Genomic DNA, 19,774 nt, shown 5'->3' with positions numbered 1-19,774 from the left:
ATTTTCTTAGTTAAAAAGAATAAGAGAAAGGATGAATTTATGTTAACAGATGTAGAAATTGCACAAAGTGCAGCAATGCAACCAATTAGTGATGTTGCAAAAAGAATCGGTTTAGAATTTGATGATCTTGAGTTATATGGTAAATATAAAGCAAAGATTTCATTAGACACGTTACAAAGAGTAGAGGGTAATCCAGATGGAAAGCTTATTTTAGTAACAGCTATTAACCCAACTCCAGCAGGTGAAGGGAAAACAACAACCATGATTGGTTTACACCAAGCATTATGTAAGATGGGTAAAAACTCCATTGCAGCAATGCGTGAACCATCACTAGGACCATGTTTTGGAATAAAGGGTGGTGCTGCCGGTGGTGGATATGCTCAAGTTGTACCGATGGAAGATATAAATTTACACTTTACAGGAGATATCCATGCAATTAGTGCAGCTAATAATTTAATTGCTGCCATGTTAGATAACTCTATTCAACAAGGAAATCTATTACAAATTGATGTTCGTAACATTACATGGAAACGTGTAGTAGACTTAAATGACCGTGCTTTACGTCAAATTACAATTGGACTAGGAGGAAGATTAAATGGTGTTCCTAGAGAAGATGGATTTGATATTACAGTAGCAAGTGAAGTAATGGCTATTTTATGTCTTGCTAGTGATATGGAAGATTTAAAAGAAAGAGCAGCAAGAATGATTGTTGCTTATAATACAAGTGGACAGCCAGTAACTGTAGAAGATATTCATGCAACAGGTGCAGTAACGATGTTATTAAAGGATGCGATTAAACCTAATATTGTTCAAACCTTAGATAATGCTCCCGTATTTGTGCATGGGGGACCATTCGCAAATATTGCCCATGGATGTAACTCAGTAATGGCTACAAAACTAGCTTTAAAATTAGGTGATTATGCAATTACAGAAGCCGGGTTTGGAGCAGATTTAGGAGCAGAAAAGTTCTTAGATATTAAATGTCGTCAAGCTGGTTTAAATCCAGATGCAGTAGTTGTTGTTGCAACTGTTCGTGCTTTAAAAATGCATGGTGGGGTTGCGAAAGCTGATTTAGCAGTAGAAAACCTAGAAGCTTTGGAAAAAGGAATAGAAAATTTAGAAAAACATATTGAAAATATTACAAAATTTGGTTTACCAAGTATTGTAGCTATCAATGCTTTTCCTACTGATAGTCAAGCAGAATTACAATTATTATTTGATATTTGTAAGAAACTAAATGTGGAAGTAGCAATTTCAAATGTTTGGGCACAAGGAGCTGATGGGGGAATTGATTTAGCTGAAAAATTATTAGCTATTTTAGAAACAAAAGAACCTAACTTCAAACCATTATATGAATTAAATACTTCTATTCAATCAAAGATAGAAACAATAGCAAAAGAAATTTATGGTGCTAGTGGTGTTACTTTTGAAAGAAAAGTAATCAATAAGATGAAACAATATAGTGAACAAGGATTAGGAGAATTACCTATCTGTGTTGCTAAAACACAATATTCCTTGTCAGATCAACCTACATTATTAGGTCGACCAACAGACTTTACAATCCATATTAATGATTTATTACCAAGTGCTGGAGCGGGATTCTTAGTAGCTATTTCTGGAAGCATTATGCGTATGCCAGGATTACCAAAAGTACCAGCAGCAAATCATATGGATATTGATAAAAATGGAAAAATTACAGGATTATTTTAAGAAAAGGACGGATAAATAAATGAGAGTAGCAGTAGTAATGGGATCAACAAGTGATTTAGTAAAATTAGTAGATATGATTGACTTTTTAAAGAAATATGATATTCAAGTAGATGTGAGAGCATTATCAGCACACCGTGCTCATGATGCATTAGCTAGTTTTATTGAAGATACAAAAACAAATGGTACAGAAGTAATTATTGCAGCAGCCGGAAAAGCAGCACATTTACCAGGTGTCATTGCAGCTATGACTACCTCTCCAGTAATTGGTGTTCCTATTAAAGGATCAGCGTTAGATGGAATGGATGCATTATTATCAATCGTACAAATGCCGGCAGGAATCCCTGTTGCTACAGTAGCTATTGATGGAAGTATGAATGCTGGAATTTTAGCAATGCAAATGATGGCAATAAAACATGATAATTTAAAAGCAGCCCTAATAGATTATAAAACAGCGATGACAAATAGTTGTTTAGCAGCAAATGAAAAATTAATGGAAGAATATAAATAAGAAAGAGGACGGAAAAATGGCAGAATTATTATACGAAGGAAAAGCAAAACAAGTTTATGCAACAGATAAAGCAGATGAATATATTATTCATAATAAAGATGATGCTACTGCTGGAAATGGTGTAAAACATGATCAATTTCAAGGAAAAGGTGTTTTAAATAATACTATTTCTTGTATTATCTTTGATATGTTAGAAGAAGCTGGTGTCAAAACACATTTAATTGAAAAAATAAATGAAAGAGATGTTTTAGTTAAAAAAGTAGAAATCTTTGCATTAGAAGTAATTATTCGTAACATTACTACAGGTTCTTTTTGTAAAAGATTAGGTGCTCCTGAAGGGGTTGTATTAGAACAACCAATTTTTGAAATGAGTTATAAAAATGATGATTATGGTGATCCATTAATCAATGATGATCATGCTATTGCAATGGGTCTTGCTAGTCGTGAAGAAATCGCATTTATTCGTCAAGAAACATTAAAAATCAATGAATTATTAAAAGCATTCTTCTTAGAATTAAATTTAAAATTAGTAGATTTTAAAATTGAATTTGGAAAAACAGAAGATGGAGAAATTCTATTAGCTGATGAAATTTCACCAGATTCATGTCGTTTATGGGATGTAGAAACAAACCAAAAATATGACAAAGATGTATTTAGACAAGATATTGGAGATTTAATTGAAACTTATAAAGCAGTATTAGCTAGAATGCAAAAATAGGAGAAAAATAATGAGTGATAAATATAGAGAAGCCGGTGTAGATTTAGAAGCAGGATATGAATCAGTAAGATTAATTAAATCACATGTTGCAAGAACAAAGATCAAAGGAGCAGTAGATTCAATTGGTGCTTTTGGAGGAATGTTTGATTTAAGTGTATTAGGTTTAAAAGAACCAGTATTGGTTTCAGGAACAGATGGTGTTGGTACTAAATTAATGCTGGCATTTGATGTAGATAAACATGATACAATTGGTATTGATGCAGTTGCTATGTGTGTGAATGATGTTTTAGTACAAGGAGCAATGCCAATTTATTTCTTAGATTATTTAGCAGTAGGTAAAAATCATCCAGAAAAGATCGAACAATTAGTAAAAGGTGTTGCTGATGGATGTGTTCAAAGTGAATGTGCTTTAATTGGTGGTGAAACTGCAGAAATGCCAGATATGTATAGTGAAAATCATTATGATATTGCTGGATTCTGTGTTGGTGCTGTTGAAAAAAGTAAATTATTAGATGGACAAGCTATTGCTAGTGGACAAGTGTTAGTAGGGTTACCTTCTAGTGGATGTCATTCTAATGGATTTTCTTTAATTCGTAAAGTATTATTAAAAGATGCTAAATTGGATACAAAAGAATTTTATCCTCAATTTAATAAAACATTAGGAGAAGAACTATTAACTCCTACAAAAATATATGTAAAAGCGATTAAACATTTACTTACTAATAATGTTGCTATTAAAGGAATGTCTCATATTACAGGTGGTGGTTTCTATGAAAATCTTCCAAGAATGTTAAAAGAAGGTTTAGGAGTAGAAATTGATGTAACTAGTTTCCCAAGACCTGCTATTTTTGATTTAATTCAAGAAAAAGGAAATATTGAAGCAAAAGAAATGTATAACGTATTTAATATGGGGATGGGATTTGTGTTAGCCGTGGAACCTGAAGATGTTGATACCGTACTATCTTTATTAAAAGATATTGATGAAGCAGCTTATGTTATTGGTAATGTTAGTGATAGTGGTGAGGTTGTATTAAAATGGTAAAAAAAATTGCGGTTTTAGTATCAGGTGGTGGAAGTAATTTACAATCTATCATTGATAATATGGATACTATGAATGGAGAAGTGACGTTAGTTGTTTCTAACCGTAAAAATGCATATGGCTTACAAAGAGCGATGGATGCCAATATTGAAGCAGTACATATTAGTAAAGATGATCAAGCATTAATTGCATTATTGCAAGAAAGAGAAATTGATTTAGTGGTTTTGGCTGGTTATTTAGCTATTTTAAGTGATGAGTTTATTAGTGCTTTTCCTAATCGTATTATTAATATTCATCCTTCTTTAATACCTAGTTTTTGTGGACATGGGGCTTATGGAATCCATGTTCATGAAATGGCTTTACAAAGAGGTGTGAAGGTAACTGGAGCTACTGTTCATTTTGTTAGTGAAGTAGTGGATGGGGGACCAATTATTATCCAAGAAGTATGTCAAATAGGTGATTTAAAATATGCTAGTGATATTCAAGAAAGAGTATTAGAAATAGAACATCGTATTTTGCCAAAAGCAATTAAGTTATTTTGTGAAGATAAATTAAAAGTGCATCAAGAAAGGGTAACTATTTTATGAAAAGAGCGTTAATTAGTGTTACTAATAAAGCAGGAATTGTTGAGTTTGCTAAGGAGTTAGTTGCTTTAGATTTTGAAATTATTTCTACTGGAGGAACTATGGCTCAATTAGTAGAACATGGGATTGCTTGTAAATCAATTGATGAAGTAACCAATTTTCCAGAAATGTTAGATGGTCGTGTAAAAACATTACACCCATTAATTCATGGGGGATTGTTGTATCGTCGTGATCTTGCTAGTCATGTTGAAACGGTGAAAGAACATGGGATTGAAGCAATTGATTTAGTGTGTGTTAATTTATATGAGTTTGAAAAAGCTTTAAAAGCTGGTAAACCGATGGAAGATATGATTGAAAATATTGATATTGGTGGACCTTCAATGATTCGTTCGGCTGCAAAAAACTTTAAAGATGTATTAATTGTAACGGATCCAAGTGATTACAATGATGTAATAGAAGTTCTAAAAGATAGTAAAGATACTTATGAATTCCGTTTAAATTTAGCTTATAAAGCATTTAGTGCTACTGGTAGTTATGATGCTATTATTTCTCGTTATTTTGCAGGTGTTGTAGGAGATAGCTATCCTGAAACATTAAACTTAACATTAAAGAAAACAGACTCTTTGCGTTATGGTGAAAACTCTCATCAAAATGCTAGTAATTATGTAGATCCTTTTGTACAACATACTTTATTAGATTATGATCAATTACATGGAAAAGAAATTTCTTTTAATAATGTAAATGATTTATATGGGGCAGTTGCTTTGGTTCGTGAGTTTGATGGACAAGTAGTAACAGCAGCAATTAAACATTCTACACCTTGTGGTGTAGCTATTGATAAAACAGGTTATGATTCTTATATGAAAGCGTATAATGCAGATCCTCAATCTATCTTTGGTGGTATTGTAGCTGTAAATTATGAAATAGACGAAGCAACAGCAATCGAAATGAATAAAACATTCTTAGAAATCGTTGCAGCACCTAGCTTTAGTGAAGCAGGGTTAGAAGTATTAAAGAAAAAGAAAAATTTACGTATTTTAAAATTAAAAGATTTATCAGTACGTGAAGCAAAATATGATATTAAGTATTTAGAAGGAAAAGTATTAGTTCAAGATATTAATGATCAAATGATTCAAGAAATGAATGTTGTAACAAATAAAGAACCAAATGAAGCACAATTAAGTGATATGGAATTTGGTATGCGTGTTGTTAAATTTGTTAAATCAAATGCTATTTGTATTGTAAAAGATGGTGTAACATTAGCGATTGGTGGTGGTCAAACATCACGTATTTGGGCTTTAGAAAATGCAATCCATAACAATCCAGATAAAGACTTTACAAATTCAGTACTTGCAAGTGATGCCTTCTTCCCATTCAATGATTGTGCTAAAGTAGCACATGAAGCAGGAGTTAGTGCTATTATTCAACCAGGTGGTTCTGTTCGTGATCAAGATTCTATTGATTATTGTAATGAACATGATTTACCAATGGTGTTTACAGGATATCGTCATTTTAGACATTAGGAGAAAAACGATGAAAGTATTAATAATTGGAAGTGGTGGTCGTGAACATGCGATTGCTTATAAATTAAACCAAAGTCAAAAAGTAAATGAAATATATGCTATTCCAGGTAACCCTGGGATTAGTAGTATGGGAACATGTGTACCAGGATCAGTAGAAGATAATCAATTTATTCTAGATTTTGCTTTAAAACATAAAATTGATTTAACAGTAATTGGACCAGAGGTACCATTATGTAATGGGTTAGCAGATTTATTAGAAGCAAATAACTTAGTTGCTTTTGGACCAACACAACATGCTGCTACTTTAGAAGGAAGTAAAGCTTTTTCAAAAGATTTTATGATTCGTCACCATATTCCTACTGCTAAGTATGATGAAGTAACTGATTATGATCATGCTATCAAAGCATTAGATAACTATAGTTATCCATTAGTTATTAAAGCAGATGGTTTAGCTGCTGGTAAAGGGGTAGTTATTGTTGAAAACAAAGAAGACGCTATTGTAACATTAAAAGAGATGTTAATAGATGGTATTTTAGATGGAGCAGGTTCAAAAGTAGTATTAGAAGAGTTTTTAACTGGTTTTGAGTGTTCTTTATTATGTTTTGTTGATGGAAAAACAATTGTACCAATGGTAAGTTCAAAAGATCATAAACAAATTTTTGATGGAAATATGGGTCCAAATACAGGAGGTATGGGGACTGTTTCTCCTAATCCTTTTTTACCAGATAGTATGGATGAAGTTATTAAAGAAACTGTGTTAGATCCTTTTATGCAAGGATTAGTGGATGATAATATGGATTATCGTGGAGTTATTTTTATAGGGTTAATGATTGAAAATAATGAAGCAAAAGTATTAGAATTTAATGTTCGTTTTGGAGATCCTGAAACACAATCAATTTTAATGCGTTTAGAAAGTGATTTATATGATATAATGGTTGCGTGTGCAAACAAAACATTAGATGAAGTAGAAGTGAAATGGTCAAATGAACATGTTGCTTGTTTAGTATTATCAAGTGGAGGATATCCTGGTGATTATCAAAAAGGTATTGAAATCACAAATTACCAAGATGACCAAGATACAATTATATTCCATGCTGGAACAAATATGGATAATGGTAAATTAGTAACAAATGGAGGCCGTGTTTTAAATATTTTAGCAACTGGTTCTTCATTAGAAGAAGTTCGTGAGAAAGTTTATAAAAAAGCAGAAACTATTGATTTTGTTGGCAAATATTACCGTCATGATATTGGATTAATATAAGGAGGCAATTATGGTACAAGTACGACGTATTTATGTAGAAAAGAAAACACAATATGCTACTGAAGCAAAAGAATTACAACACACACTAATTCAACATTTAAATGTTGAATTAGATGCATTACGAATTATTCATCGTTATGATGTTTCTGGGGTTAGTGAGGAGTTATTAACACAAGGAATTGAAACTATTTTAGCAGAGCCAATGGTAGATAATGTTTATGATGAAGTAATTGATTTAGAAGGTTATGTTGTATTTGCAATTGAATACTTACCTGGTCAATATGATCAAAGAGCGGATTCATGTGAACAATGCTTCCAAATCTTAACAGGAAATGAAGAAACAAAAGTAAAATGTGCTCGTGTATTTGCTTTAAAAGTATCTCAAGATGCTATTGATCGTATTCAAAAATATATCATTAATCCAGTTGATCAAAGATTAGCTTCTTTAGAAAAACCAAATACATTAGAAACTGAATCTCCAGTTGTTTTACCTGTACCAACAATTACAGGATTTGTTTGTTTTAAAGAAGAACAATTAATGAGTTTCTTAAAAGATAATGGAATGGCTATGTCTTATGAAGATTTAAAAGTTACACAAGATTACTTTAAAAATGAAGAAAAAAGAGATCCAACAGAAACTGAATTAAAAGTATTAGATACTTATTGGTCTGATCATTGTCGTCATACTACGTTTGCGACAATTATTACTAATTTAGAAGTAGAAAATGGTGCTTTTAAAGAAGTTTTAGAAAAAGATATAGAAGCATATAAAACAAGTAGACATATGGTTTATGGTCTAGAAACAACAAGACCGCTTACTTTAATGGATTTAGCTACTATTTCAATGAAAGAATTACGTAAAACAGGATATTTAGATGATTTAGAAGTATCGAAAGAAATTAATGCTTGTTCTATTGAAATTACTGTAAAAACAAATATGGGTGAAGAACAATGGTTATTAATGTTCAAAAACGAAACTCATAATCATCCTACCGAAATAGAACCATTTGGTGGAGCTGCAACATGTTTAGGTGGAGCAATTCGTGATCCATTATCTGGACGTGCTTATGTATATCAATCAATGCGTATTACTGGTGCAGGAGATCCACGTAATAGTTATGAAAACACTATTTCAGGGAAGTTGCCACAACGTAAAATTTGCCAAGAATCAGCTCATGGATTCTCATCTTATGGAAATCAAATTGGTTTAACTACTGGTTATGTAAAAGAGATTTATGATGAAGGTTATGTTGCAAAACGTATGGAGTTAGGGGCTGTTGTAGCAGCTGCTCCAAAACATCAAGTAAAAAGATTAGAACCATTAGATGGTCATATTGTCTTATTATTAGGTGGTCGTACTGGTCGTGATGGTGTTGGAGGAGCGACAGGTTCTTCTAAATCACATGATTTAAAATCGATTGAAACTGCAGGTGCTGAAGTTCAAAAAGGAAATCCTGTTGAAGAAAGAAAAATTCAACGTTTATTTAGAAATGCAGAAGTTTCTAATAAAATTGTTCGTTGTAATGACTTTGGAGCAGGTGGAGTATGTGTTGCAGTTGGTGAATTAGCAGATGGACTAGTTATTAATTTAGATGCTGTATTAAAGAAATATGATGGTTTAACTGGATCGGAATTAGCGATTAGTGAATCTCAAGAACGTATGGCTATTGTTATTGAAGAAAGCGATGAAGCTTTTATCATGGAAGAATGTCATAAAGAAAACTTAGAGGTTGTACGTGTTGCGACTGTAACAGAAGAAAAACGTTTAATAATGAAACACTTAGGAAAAGATATTGTTAATATTTCTAGGGATTTTGTGGATGCAGCGGGAGCTAGTCGTTATCAAGATATTAAAATTGAATTACCAGATTTTGATAATCATCCATTTGTTGCTAGTGCTTCAAAAGACTTTGTTACAACAATAAAAGATACAATGAGTAGTTTGAATATTGCTAGTCAAAAAGGATTAGTAGAACGTTTTGATTCTTCTATTGGAAATGGTACTGTTTTATCTCCATTTGGAGGAAAAACATTAAGAACAGAAACAGAAGGAATGGCAGCATTAATTCCTGTTTTAGGAAAAGAAACAACGACTGCATCTTTATTTGCTCATGGATATGATCCTATCATTTCATCATGGTCACCATATCATGGGGCTATGTATGCAATCGTAGAATCAATGAGTAAAATAGTTGCAATGGGTGGAGATTATACAAAAATCCGTTTCTCTTTCCAAGAATATTTTGAAAAGTTATTAGATTGTCCTACAAAATGGGGAAAACCAATGGCTTCTTTGTTAGGTGCATATCGTGTTCAAAAAGAAATGTGTTTAGCATCTATTGGTGGTAAAGACAGTATGTCTGGAACTTTTGAAGAATTAAATGTTCCACCTACATTAGTTTCTTTTGCTATTGCTCCTAGTGAAGTAGATCATATTATTTCACCTGAATTAAAAGAATCTGGACATATTTTAGCTGAAATTCAGTTAAAGAAAGATGATTTCTTTGCTTTTGATTTTGATCAAGTGAAGCATCAATATAATGAAATAAAAGATTTAATGAGTGCAGGTAAAATATATAGTGCTTATACTGTAAAATCTGGTGGAGTATTAGAAGCTGTAAGTAAAATGGCTTTTGGTAATGATATTGGAGTAGTTTTAAATAGTGAAGAGACTTTAGAAAGTTTCTTACAAAAAGATTATGGAAATATAGTTGTTGAAGTTAAAAATATTCGTGATTTAACTACTATTTGTGATTATCGTATTGTTGGTACATCAAGTGATGAAAGTTTTGTATCTTATGCAGGACAATCAATTAGCTTAACTGATTTATATGCTTGCCATACAAATACATTAGAAGAAATCTATCCAACTACACAAGTAGCTCCTACTAAAGAAAGTAAAGTGGCTAACTGTATGGAAAAGAATCCTTTACAAGCAAAAGTAATAGTAGAAACACCTCTAGTAGTAATTCCTGTATTCCCAGGAACAAACTGTGAGTATGATTCGAAACGTGCTTTTGAACGTGCAGGTGCGAAAGTAGAGTTAGTATTAATTCGTAATAAAACATCACAAATGTTAAATGATTCTATTGATGAATTAGAAACACTTATTAAACAAGCAAATATTGTTATGTTACCTGGTGGTTTTAGTGCTGGAGATGAACCAGAAGGATCTGGTAAGTTTATTGCTACTGTTTTACGTAATCCTAAATTAAAAGCAGCGATTGATGATTTATTAGATAATCGTGATGGTTTAATGATTGGTATTTGTAATGGATTCCAAGCATTGGTAAAAATGGGATTATTACCTGATGGTAAAATTCGTACAATGACTAGTGAAGATCCAACGCTTACATTTAATACGATTGGTCGTCATTTATCACAAATGGTAGATACACGTATTGGTAGTGTTAAGTCACCTTGGTTAACAAATGTTAATGTTGGTGATATCCATACTATTGCTATTAGTCATGGGGAAGGACGTTTTGTAGCACCAAAAGAAGTATTGGAACAATTATTTGAAAATGGACAAGTATTTAGCCAATATGTTGATAATAATGGAAAACCAACGATGGTATCTCCTTATAATCCAAATGGTTCAATGTATGCTATTGAAGGTATTGTATCAACAAATGGACGTGTGTTAGGAAAAATGGGACATAGTGAACGTGTTGGTGAAAATAGATTTAAAAATATTTATGGACAAATGGATCAAAAATTATTTGAAGCCGGTGTAAATTATTTTAAAGGGGCGAAATAAAATGGATAAACAACAATTTGAAAGTATGACTTTATGTCCTCTTGATGGAAGATATGGGTTTGTAAAAGAAGCTTTAGGAGATTATTTCTCTGAGTATGCATTGGTTAAATATCGTGTGTATGTAGAAATTCAATGGTTAAAGTTTTTATTAGAAAATATGGAATCAGATGTTTTAAAACAATTTGATAAAAGTAAGATGGCTTCTATTGAAGCAATTAGTGATAATTTCAATTATGATTCTTTTGCAAGAATCAAAGAAATTGAAGGAGTTACTAGACATGATGTAAAAGCAGTAGAATACTTTATTGATGAACAATTAGTAGAATTAGGTTTTGATTATTTACAAAGTTTTGTACATATTGGGTGTACTTCAGAAGATATTAATAATACTTCTTATGCATGTATGTTACGTGATGGGCTAAATAAAGTTTGGTTACCAAAAGCAAAAGAGATGATGACTCATTTAGATGAGTTAGCTTTTGAGCATGCTAGTGTAGCAATGCTTGCTCATACTCATGGGCAACCGGCAACACCTACTACAATAGGGAAAGAGTTTAAAGTATATGCTTATCGTATGTTAGAAAGTATTAAAAAAATAGAAGCTATTGAAATGAAAGCAAAATTTAATGGTGCAACAGGAAACTATAGTGCTATTTTAAGTTGTTTTAGTCAAGTAGATTGGCAAGTAATGGCAAAGAAATTTGTAGAAGAATATTTAGGATTAACATTTAATCCTTTAACAACACAAATTGAAAGTCATGATTATACTTGTCATATCTTAGATGGTGTACGTCATTTTAATAATATTTTAGTAGATTTAGATGTAGATATGTGGTTATATATTTCAATGGAATACTTCAAACAAATTCCTGTTAAAGGAGAAGTAGGAAGTAGTACAATGCCTCATAAAGTAAATCCTATTCGTTTTGAAAATAGTGAAGCAAATGTAGATTTATCAAACTCATTATGTGTATCTTTATCAAATAAATTACCTAAATCAAGAATGCAACGTGATCTTTCTGATTCTTCTAGTCAAAGAAATTTAGGATTAGCGTTTGGTTATTCTTTACAAGCAATTAGTGAAACTTTAAATGGTTTAGCGAAGTGTGTTGTAAATGTTGATAAAGTAGCAAGTGATTTAGATGGGAAATGGGAAGTATTAGCAGAACCTATTCAAACAGTATTACGTAAATATGGTATTTCTGATGCTTATGATACATTAAAGGAATTAACAAGAGGGAAAAGTATTTCAAAAGAAGATATTTTAGCTTTTGTTGAAACATTAGATGTATTATCACCAGAAGATCGTGACGTATTAATTCACATGTCACCAGCTAGTTATATTGGTGATGCAGTTGCATTAGCAAAAATAAAATTATAAATAGAAAGCTCTTTTCTTAGAAAAGGGCTTTTTGGTAAAGGTAAATGAAATGAAAAAAATAATAATTATAATAAGTGTATTTGCCATGATGATGGTAAGTACTAGCATTGATTCTTATGCAATGCAAATATTTGTAAAAACACTCAGTGGAAAACATGTTACATTAGAAGTAGAAGCAACAGATCGTATTGAAGATGTGAAAGCAAAAATAGAAGATAAAGAAGGTATATTACCAGAAAATCAGCTTTTATATTTTGCTGGAAAATTATTAGAAGATGGAAATACTTTACAAGATTATAGTATTCAAAAAGATTCTACTTTGCATATCTTGTGTAAAATGGATATAGAAGTAATACAAGAGGATACGTATTATGGTCAAACAGTAGAACCTACTGTCTTTTATGAAGAAGAAAATTATATAGGTGATGATGTAACTATTAAAATAGAATATTCTTATAAGTTACAAGGGCAAGATGATAGTTGCTATGTTCAAGGTGTACCAAACTATGTTGGGGATTATACACTTCTAAGTGTTGCTGATGAGTATTATCAAGGAACGGTAATATCTAGTTGTGAGGTGTTAACAGATTTTTCTATTTTACCAATCGATTCTTCTTTATTAGAATATCAAGAATTAATGGTAAGTGCAGGGGAAAGTATCGATTTAAATGATTATTTTGATTATGAGAATATTGTTTTTACGATTGCTTCTGGACAAGGAGAAATAGATGGAAGTATCTTTTATGCAAGTGATCAAATAGAAGAAGTTGTCATTGATGCTAGTATAATAGGTATCGATGATAATCAAGATGGTGTTCTAGAATATACAAGTAGTATATTTGAAGATTTAGTTACTATTTCTGTGGTAGTAAATGAAGAAGGTAATCATTCTATTATTTTAGGAAATAATCAAACTGTAATGAAGAGTGATACGATTTCATTTACTAGTGATGCTTCTTTTAGTAGTTATTTACATACATTAGTAGATGGACAAATCGTAGATGAACAATATCTATCATTAGAACAAGGGAGTACTATAGTTACTCTTAGTAATGAGTATATTCTTAATCTATCATTAGGTGAACATACGTTAGCTATTGTTTCTACTACTGGTGAGGCATCCACTACTTTTATGGTGGAAGAACTTATAGCTAGTGATGAAGTAGATGTAGAGGGTACTGTTGATACTGGTGATCATAGTTCTTTATTAATCTATATGACATTAGGTACTATTAGTGTTATTTATGTATGTTTTGATATAAAAAGAAGACAAAGAGTATAACCTTATTATTGAAAACGGAATTTTAATTCCGTTTTTTCGTTTGTTTAAAATATGAAATACAATATTTGTTGTTTTAGAAAATGGTGGATTATGCTAGAATGTAGTTAATAATGAGAGGGCTGTTTTATGGAAGAAATCAAGTATAAACAATACATACAAGTATTAAAAGAAGAATTAATTCCAGCAATGGGTTGTACAGAACCAATTGCATTAGCTTATGCTGGTGCAAAGGCTAGAGATATTTTAGGGAATATTCCTGAAAAGGTTATTGTTGAAGTTAGTGGTAATATTGTTAAAAATGTAAAAAGTGTGATAGTTCCTAATACAAATGGATTAAAAGGGATTGATAATGCAGTTTTAGTTGGAATTATAGCTGGAGATGCTAGTAAAAAATTAGAGGTTATTAGTAATGTTTCACAAGCTAAAAAGGAAGAATTACGACATTCTAATATTGATATTCAAGTTTTACCGAAGGAAACAAAACATGTATTAGATATTTTATTAACTGTATTTTATCAAGAGGATGTTGTGAAAGTGCGAATTTTAGATCGTCATAATTTTATTCAGTATATTGAAAAGAATGGGGATGTTTTAGAAAATAATTTGATAGAAAATAAAACAAATGATAAGAAGCGTGATTGGATAAATATTAATGATATTTATGAATTTGCAACGAATGTAAAGATAGAAGATATTAAAGATGTTATTCAAAGACAGATTGATTATAATATGGCAATAGCAAATGAAGGAATGAAAAATGATTATGGTGCAAACATTGGTAAGACATTAATAAAAATACATGGAGATGGGGTTTTTAATCGTTCAAAAGCATATAGTGCTGCTGGAAGTGATGCCCGTATGGGTGGTTGTGAACTGCCGGTAATTATTAATTCAGGTAGTGGAAATCAAGGAATGACGGTATCAATACCAGTCATTGTTTATGCTAGTGAAGAAGGTCATAATCAAGAAAAGTTATATCGTGCACTTGTCCTTGCAAATTTAGTTGCGATTCATCAAAAGACGGGGATAGGAGCGTTGTCGGCATATTGTGGAGCCATTAGTGCGGGAGTTGGAGCAGGAACTGGTATTAGCTTTTTACAAGGTGGTGATTTAAAAGCTATCAAACATACAATAGTAAATGCATTGGCAATATTATCAGGTATGGTATGTGATGGGGCTAAACCTAGTTGTGCAGCAAAAATTGCAGCTAGTGTAGATGCAGGGATATTTGGTTATCAAATGTATCAAAATGGACAACAATTCTTAGGAGGAGACGGACTAGTTAGTAAAGGTGTTGAAAATACTATTTCTAATATTGGACGTTTATCTTGTCAAGGAATGAAGTCAACGGATGAAGAAATCATTCGTATTATGACTGATTGTAACTAATATACTTTAAGAACATGTAAATATTAGAAAACGCTTTCTAAAGCAGTTGTTTTTTCTTTTCAAGAAATGTTCTTTATAGTATAATTTAAATATATACCTAGGAGGAATTAGAATGAAATTTTATATTGGAATTGATTTAGGTGGAACTAATGTTCGTACTTTATTAGTTGATGAATTAGGAAAAACTTATAGTGAAGTAAAAGATAGCACTGATAGAGAAAACGGACCAGATTTTGTATGTGATAAAATTATTGGTCAAATAGAAGCATTAGATACTACTGCTTGTGGTGGAATAGAAAATGTAGAAGGAATTGGGATTGGTGTTCCAGGTCCTGTAGATACAAAAAATGGTGTTATGATTATGGCAACCAATTTACCTGGTTTTGAAGATTATCCAATTTGTGATAAATTAACTGCTAAATTTGGATTACCATGCTTTATTGATAATGATGCAAATGTTGCTGGTCTTGCAGAAGCAATTTTAGGTGCTGGTAAAGATTATGCTACTGTTTATTATGTAACTATTTCTACTGGAATTGGTGGAGCATTTATTGTAGATGGTAAATTAGTATCTGGTGGACGTGGTCATGCTGGTGAAATTGGAAATATCGTAGTTAAAAATAATGGTTATAAACATGGTGGTTTAAATGCAGGTGCAGCAGAGGGTGAAACTAGTGGTACTGCTATTGTTCGTAAAGGACAAGAGGAATTAGGTGATCAAGTTATCCATGCTGGTGATGTGTTTCGATTAGCTAGTGAAGGAAATGAAGTAGCTAAAAATATTGTAGAAGAATGTATTGATGAATTAGCGTTAACTTTTGCTGATATTGCTCATACAATTGATCCTCATTGTTTTGTAATTGGTGGAGGAGTTATGAAGTCTAAAGAGTATTTCTATGAAGAATTACTTGCTAGATTTAATAATTCTATTCATGTAGGAATGCGAGGACATATTCCTTTATTGGAAACTGAACTTGTTGATTGTGGTGCTATTGGAGCAGCAATGTTACCAATGTCACGTTTAAAATAATAAATTTGAAAAGAACAGACAGGATAGTTTGTTCTTTTTTAGTGATAACTGTTTATTTGCTTGGATGTAAAAGTGAGTGGTGGCAAAAGCTATTAGAATATTATGGTATGCACCATTCTTATTGATTTATGAAAAATAACAAGTAAACTTTTTTATGTTATTTTTAGTTTCTTTGATGATTTTATTTTACTAGTGTTTTGTTATGAAAAATGCTAAAATACTTAAATAAGGAGGCAAATATATGGCAAAAAAAGTAGTGTTAGGACTAAGTGGTGGAGTTGATTCAGCAGTAGCTGCTTATTTATTAAAAGAACAAGGATATCACGTTATCGGGGTATTTATGAGAAACTGGGATAGCCAACTAAATAATGATATTTTAGGTAACCCAACGAATGAAAATAGTATTTGTCCTCAAGAAGAAGATTATAATGATGCAAAGGCAGTTGCTAAACATTTAGGAATTGAAATTAAGAGAGTTGATTTTATTGGAGAATATTGGGATCATGTTTTTACTTATTTTATTGAAGAATATAAAAAAGGAAGAACTCCTAATCCTGATATTTTATGTAATAAACATATTAAATTTAAAGCTTTTTTAGATTATGCAAAAGAGCTAGGAGCAGATTATATTGCTACTGGACATTATGCTCGTGTTGAACATTTTGAAGGATTGGATTCTATTATGTATAAGGGACATGATAATAATAAAGATCAAACTTATTTTTTATGTCAATTAAATCAAAAACAATTACAAACAACACTGTTTCCTTTGGGTGAAATTGATAAATCAGAGGTTCGTAAAATTGCCAAAGAAATAGATTTACCGGTTGCTAATAAAAAAGATAGTACTGGTATTTGTTTTATTGGAGAAAGAAATTTTAAAGAATTTTTACAAAATTATATTCCTGCTAAAAATGGAAAAATGGTAGACATTGAATCTGGTAAAGTAATTGGAGAACATATTGGTATTATGTATTATACAATTGGTCAAAGAAAAGGTTTAGGTGTTGGTGGACCTGGAGAAGCGTGGTTTGTAGTTGGAAAAGATTATGATAAAAATGTTTTATATATTAGTCAAGGTGATCAAAATGATTGGCTTCTTTCATCAGGAGCATTGATTAGTGATGTAAACTGGGTAGGTTCGAAAAAACCAGAAGGTACTATTAGTTGTCATGCTAAATTTAGATATCGACAAGCTGATAACCCAATTCAATTGAAATTCTTAGATGAGAATACTGTTTATTTGACTTTTGATAAACCTGTCAAAGCCGTAACTCCTGGACAAGCTGCTGTCTTTTATGATGGACAAATATGTTTAGGTGGTGGAACTATTGAAAAAGTCTATAATGATGGAAAAGAATTGGAATACTTATAATGATTGAATTTACTGGTAAAATTCAATCAGTTCGTTTTTATAGTGAAGCAACTTGTTATATTGTATGTGTAGTGAAGGTGGAAGATAAAGAAATTATAATGACAGGTAATATCGCAAACTATACAGATTATGATACTTATGTTTTTAGAGGCGAATATACAACTCATCCAAAGTATGGCCAACAATTTGCTTTTAGTGAATATGAAGTACTAGCAACTAGTGAAAAGGAAGATTTAGTTCACTTCTTTTCTAGTTCTCTATTTCCAGGAATAGGGAAAATAATGGGACAAGCAATTGTTGATACGTTAGGTGAAAATTGTGTTGAATTAATAAAAGAAGATATAAAAGTACTAGATAGTGTTGATTCGATGAATGATCTAAAAGCACAAATGATTCAAAAGGTTTTATTGGAACAACAAAATGATTATGAAGTAATGCGTTTTTTTATGAAAAGTGGAGTTAGTGTTAAAAATATTGGTGTAATACAATCTTTTTATAAAGAAAAGACATTACAAATACTAGAAAATAATCCTTATCAATTAATTGATGATATTGAAGGAATTGGTTTTAAAACAATTGATCAATTAGCTTATAAAGTAGGTATTGCTTTTGATGATCAAAGAAGAGTGAAGGCTTTGATTGTTCATGTTATTAAAGAGTTATGTTTTAAAACAGGCAGTACTTATGTAACATTAAGTATGATTCAAAAGGAACTTGTTCGATTCTTAACAGCTTTTGATTTTCAATTAATGGATGAATATTTATTAGAATTAATAGAAAATGGTAAAATTGTTGAAAAACAAGGAAAATATTATGAATATGCATTATATGATGCAGAATGTACAATCGCAAAGTTTATTGGAGATTTAGTATCAAGAAATGATTTATATTATAATGATGAAGCACCAGAATATTTAGAAATGTTGGAAAAACAAAATGAAATTGAATATGCTGTGAAACAAAAAGAAGCAATCTATGCTTTTTTACAATCACCTGCAATGATTTTAACTGGTGGTCCAGGAACAGGAAAATCAACGATTGTAAAAGCAATTATTGAAATATACAAGAAGTTATATCCAAATCATAGTGTTGCATTATTAGCACCAACAGGGAAGGCTGCTAAAAGATTAAGTGAATTAACGAATATAGAAGCTCAAACAATTCATCGTTTATTAAAATGGGATTTAGATGCGAATAAATTTGGTATGAATCAAAAGAATCCGATTAGTCAACATGTTTTAATTATTGATGAAGCAAGTATGGTGGATTGTTTATTGTTAGCTAATCTTTTAAAAGCTAGTAAACATGTTATTAAAATATTATTTATAGGTGATTTCCATCAGTTACCTTCGGTAAGTCCTGGTAATGTCTTACATGATTTAATGGATGGGATTGTTCCTACGGTTTATTTAGAGGAAATATTTAGACAAGAATCAGGATCAGGGATTGTTGATTTGTGTGATCAAATAATTCATCAAGATATTAGAGATTTATCTTTTACTAAGGAATATAAAGATGTTCATTTTTATCCTTGTATTGGTAGTGATGTTGTGCATAATGTGTCTTTTTTAGTTGAAAAGGCGATGGAACAAGGTTACTCTATGCATGAAATTCAAGTCTTATCACCAATGTATCAAGGTGATGGAGGAATTAATGAGTTAAATAAAGTATTACAAGATGTAATGAATCCTTGCGATGATTGGTCTGCTAGTTATCAGGTAGGTTCTAGAACATATCGTGTAGGCGATAAAATTTTACAATTAAAAAATAGACCAGATGATGATGTATATAATGGTGATATTGGAATATTAACGCAAATAATGAAAAAAGGGGAGTATGAGGTTAAGCAAGATACGTTGGTTGTTGATTTTGAAGGAAGACTTGTAACTTATACGAGTAATGATTTTGCTACTATTTCACATGCTTATTGTATGTCTATTCATAAATCACAAGGGTCTGAATTTAAAATTGTTATTTTAGTTTTATTATCGAATCATTATATAATGTTGAAAAGAAATATTGTATATACGGCAATTTCAAGAGCAAAAAATCACTTATTTTTATTAGGTGAAGAAAAGTCATATATAAGAGCAATTCATAATATTCATGATAATGCTAGAGTAACTACATTAAAAGAACAGTTTGAAGTAAGTTGTTCTTCTTCACCGTATGATTTTATGGATTAAGGTTATCCTAAACAAGAGGTGATATAAT

General features: G+C 31.1%; 14 protein-coding genes. All 14 read left to right on the top strand.

Features of this window, described 5'->3' with window-relative positions; translation table 11 throughout:
- Nucleotides 1–39 precede the first annotated feature (39 nt).
- The 14 genes from LRR82_RS05865 (at nucleotide 40) to recD2 (ending at nucleotide 19,746) form a co-directional block, all read left to right on the top strand.
- The gene (locus tag LRR82_RS05865) at nucleotides 40–1,710 is read left to right on the top strand and encodes a formate--tetrahydrofolate ligase (protein WP_249028503.1); all 1,671 of its coding nucleotides are present in this window, start codon (nucleotides 40–42) and stop codon (nucleotides 1,708–1,710) included.
- Between the two features lie 19 nt (nucleotides 1,711–1,729).
- On the top strand, nucleotides 1,730–2,218 hold the full coding sequence (gene purE / locus LRR82_RS05860; protein WP_249028502.1) for a 5-(carboxyamino)imidazole ribonucleotide mutase: 489 nt from the start codon (nucleotides 1,730–1,732) through the stop codon (nucleotides 2,216–2,218).
- A 16-nt stretch (nucleotides 2,219–2,234) separates the two neighbouring features.
- Nucleotides 2,235–2,936 (top strand): phosphoribosylaminoimidazolesuccinocarboxamide synthase, encoded by a 702-nt coding sequence (gene purC / locus LRR82_RS05855; RefSeq protein ID WP_249028501.1) that lies wholly within the window; start codon nucleotides 2,235–2,237, stop codon nucleotides 2,934–2,936.
- Between the two features lie 10 nt (nucleotides 2,937–2,946).
- Nucleotides 2,947–3,978: a phosphoribosylformylglycinamidine cyclo-ligase gene (purM, locus tag LRR82_RS05850; RefSeq protein ID WP_249028500.1), complete on the top strand. Its 1,032-nt coding sequence runs from the start codon at nucleotides 2,947–2,949 to the stop codon at nucleotides 3,976–3,978.
- Nucleotides 3,972–4,562 (top strand): phosphoribosylglycinamide formyltransferase, encoded by a 591-nt coding sequence (purN, locus tag LRR82_RS05845; RefSeq protein WP_249028499.1) that lies wholly within the window; start codon nucleotides 3,972–3,974, stop codon nucleotides 4,560–4,562. The genes purM and purN overlap by 7 nt, the downstream gene beginning before the upstream one ends.
- The gene (purH, locus tag LRR82_RS05840; RefSeq protein WP_249028498.1) at nucleotides 4,559–6,082 is read left to right on the top strand and encodes a bifunctional phosphoribosylaminoimidazolecarboxamide formyltransferase/IMP cyclohydrolase; all 1,524 of its coding nucleotides are present in this window, start codon (nucleotides 4,559–4,561) and stop codon (nucleotides 6,080–6,082) included. Before purN ends, purH begins: the two co-directional genes overlap by 4 nt.
- 10 nt (nucleotides 6,083–6,092) lie before the next feature.
- Nucleotides 6,093–7,343 (top strand): phosphoribosylamine--glycine ligase, encoded by a 1,251-nt coding sequence (gene purD, locus LRR82_RS05835; RefSeq protein WP_249028497.1) that lies wholly within the window; start codon nucleotides 6,093–6,095, stop codon nucleotides 7,341–7,343.
- A gap of 10 nt (nucleotides 7,344–7,353) precedes the next feature.
- Nucleotides 7,354–11,103, top strand: a complete 3,750-nt coding sequence (locus LRR82_RS05830) for a phosphoribosylformylglycinamidine synthase (RefSeq protein WP_249028496.1) — start codon at nucleotides 7,354–7,356, stop codon at nucleotides 11,101–11,103.
- A 1-nt stretch (nucleotide 11,104) separates the two neighbouring features.
- Complete coding sequence (gene purB / locus LRR82_RS05825; protein WP_249028495.1) at nucleotides 11,105–12,484, top strand: adenylosuccinate lyase; 1,380 nt, start codon at nucleotides 11,105–11,107, stop codon at nucleotides 12,482–12,484.
- Between the two features lie 49 nt (nucleotides 12,485–12,533).
- Nucleotides 12,534–13,766 carry a ubiquitin-like protein gene (locus LRR82_RS05820; protein WP_249028494.1) on the top strand — a complete coding sequence of 411 codons (1,233 nt, stop codon included), beginning with the start codon at nucleotides 12,534–12,536 and terminating at the stop codon, nucleotides 13,764–13,766.
- A gap of 126 nt (nucleotides 13,767–13,892) precedes the next feature.
- A complete protein-coding gene (locus LRR82_RS05815) occupies nucleotides 13,893–15,155 on the top strand; it encodes an L-cysteine desulfidase family protein (RefSeq protein WP_249028493.1) in 1,263 nt (420 codons plus the stop codon).
- Between the two features lie 112 nt (nucleotides 15,156–15,267).
- Complete coding sequence (locus LRR82_RS05810) at nucleotides 15,268–16,185, top strand: ROK family protein (RefSeq protein ID WP_249028492.1); 918 nt, start codon at nucleotides 15,268–15,270, stop codon at nucleotides 16,183–16,185.
- A 241-nt stretch (nucleotides 16,186–16,426) separates the two neighbouring features.
- A complete protein-coding gene (gene mnmA / locus LRR82_RS05805) occupies nucleotides 16,427–17,560 on the top strand; it encodes a tRNA 2-thiouridine(34) synthase MnmA (RefSeq protein ID WP_249028491.1) in 1,134 nt (377 codons plus the stop codon).
- Nucleotides 17,560–19,746 (top strand): SF1B family DNA helicase RecD2, encoded by a 2,187-nt coding sequence (gene recD2, locus LRR82_RS05800; RefSeq protein WP_249028490.1) that lies wholly within the window; start codon nucleotides 17,560–17,562, stop codon nucleotides 19,744–19,746. The genes mnmA and recD2 overlap by 1 nt, the downstream gene beginning before the upstream one ends.
- Nucleotides 19,747–19,774 lie beyond the last annotated feature (28 nt).

This window comes from Tannockella kyphosi (genome assembly GCF_021054785.1).
In the GTDB taxonomy this organism is placed as follows: Bacteria; Bacillota_I; Bacilli_A; order Erysipelotrichales; family Coprobacillaceae; genus Tannockella; species Tannockella kyphosi.
Note: the sequence above shows the minus strand (reverse complement) of the source record. Positions and strands in the feature narration are given on the sequence as shown.

Coding starts and splice junctions, on each gene's coding strand:
- LRR82_RS05815 (WP_249028493.1), top strand. CDS start 13,893: ATGGAAGAAATCAAGTATAAACAATACATACAAGTATTAAAAGAAGAA.
- purC (WP_249028501.1), top strand. CDS start 2,235: ATGGCAGAATTATTATACGAAGGAAAAGCAAAACAAGTTTATGCAACA.
- recD2 (WP_249028490.1), top strand. CDS start 17,560: ATGATTGAATTTACTGGTAAAATTCAATCAGTTCGTTTTTATAGTGAA.
- purD (WP_249028497.1), top strand. CDS start 6,093: ATGAAAGTATTAATAATTGGAAGTGGTGGTCGTGAACATGCGATTGCT.
- mnmA (WP_249028491.1), top strand. CDS start 16,427: ATGGCAAAAAAAGTAGTGTTAGGACTAAGTGGTGGAGTTGATTCAGCA.
- LRR82_RS05830 (WP_249028496.1), top strand. CDS start 7,354: ATGGTACAAGTACGACGTATTTATGTAGAAAAGAAAACACAATATGCT.
- purN (WP_249028499.1), top strand. CDS start 3,972: ATGGTAAAAAAAATTGCGGTTTTAGTATCAGGTGGTGGAAGTAATTTA.
- LRR82_RS05865 (WP_249028503.1), top strand. CDS start 40: ATGTTAACAGATGTAGAAATTGCACAAAGTGCAGCAATGCAACCAATT.
- purE (WP_249028502.1), top strand. CDS start 1,730: ATGAGAGTAGCAGTAGTAATGGGATCAACAAGTGATTTAGTAAAATTA.
- purB (WP_249028495.1), top strand. CDS start 11,105: ATGGATAAACAACAATTTGAAAGTATGACTTTATGTCCTCTTGATGGA.
- purM (WP_249028500.1), top strand. CDS start 2,947: ATGAGTGATAAATATAGAGAAGCCGGTGTAGATTTAGAAGCAGGATAT.
- LRR82_RS05820 (WP_249028494.1), top strand. CDS start 12,534: ATGAAAAAAATAATAATTATAATAAGTGTATTTGCCATGATGATGGTA.
- LRR82_RS05810 (WP_249028492.1), top strand. CDS start 15,268: ATGAAATTTTATATTGGAATTGATTTAGGTGGAACTAATGTTCGTACT.
- purH (WP_249028498.1), top strand. CDS start 4,559: ATGAAAAGAGCGTTAATTAGTGTTACTAATAAAGCAGGAATTGTTGAG.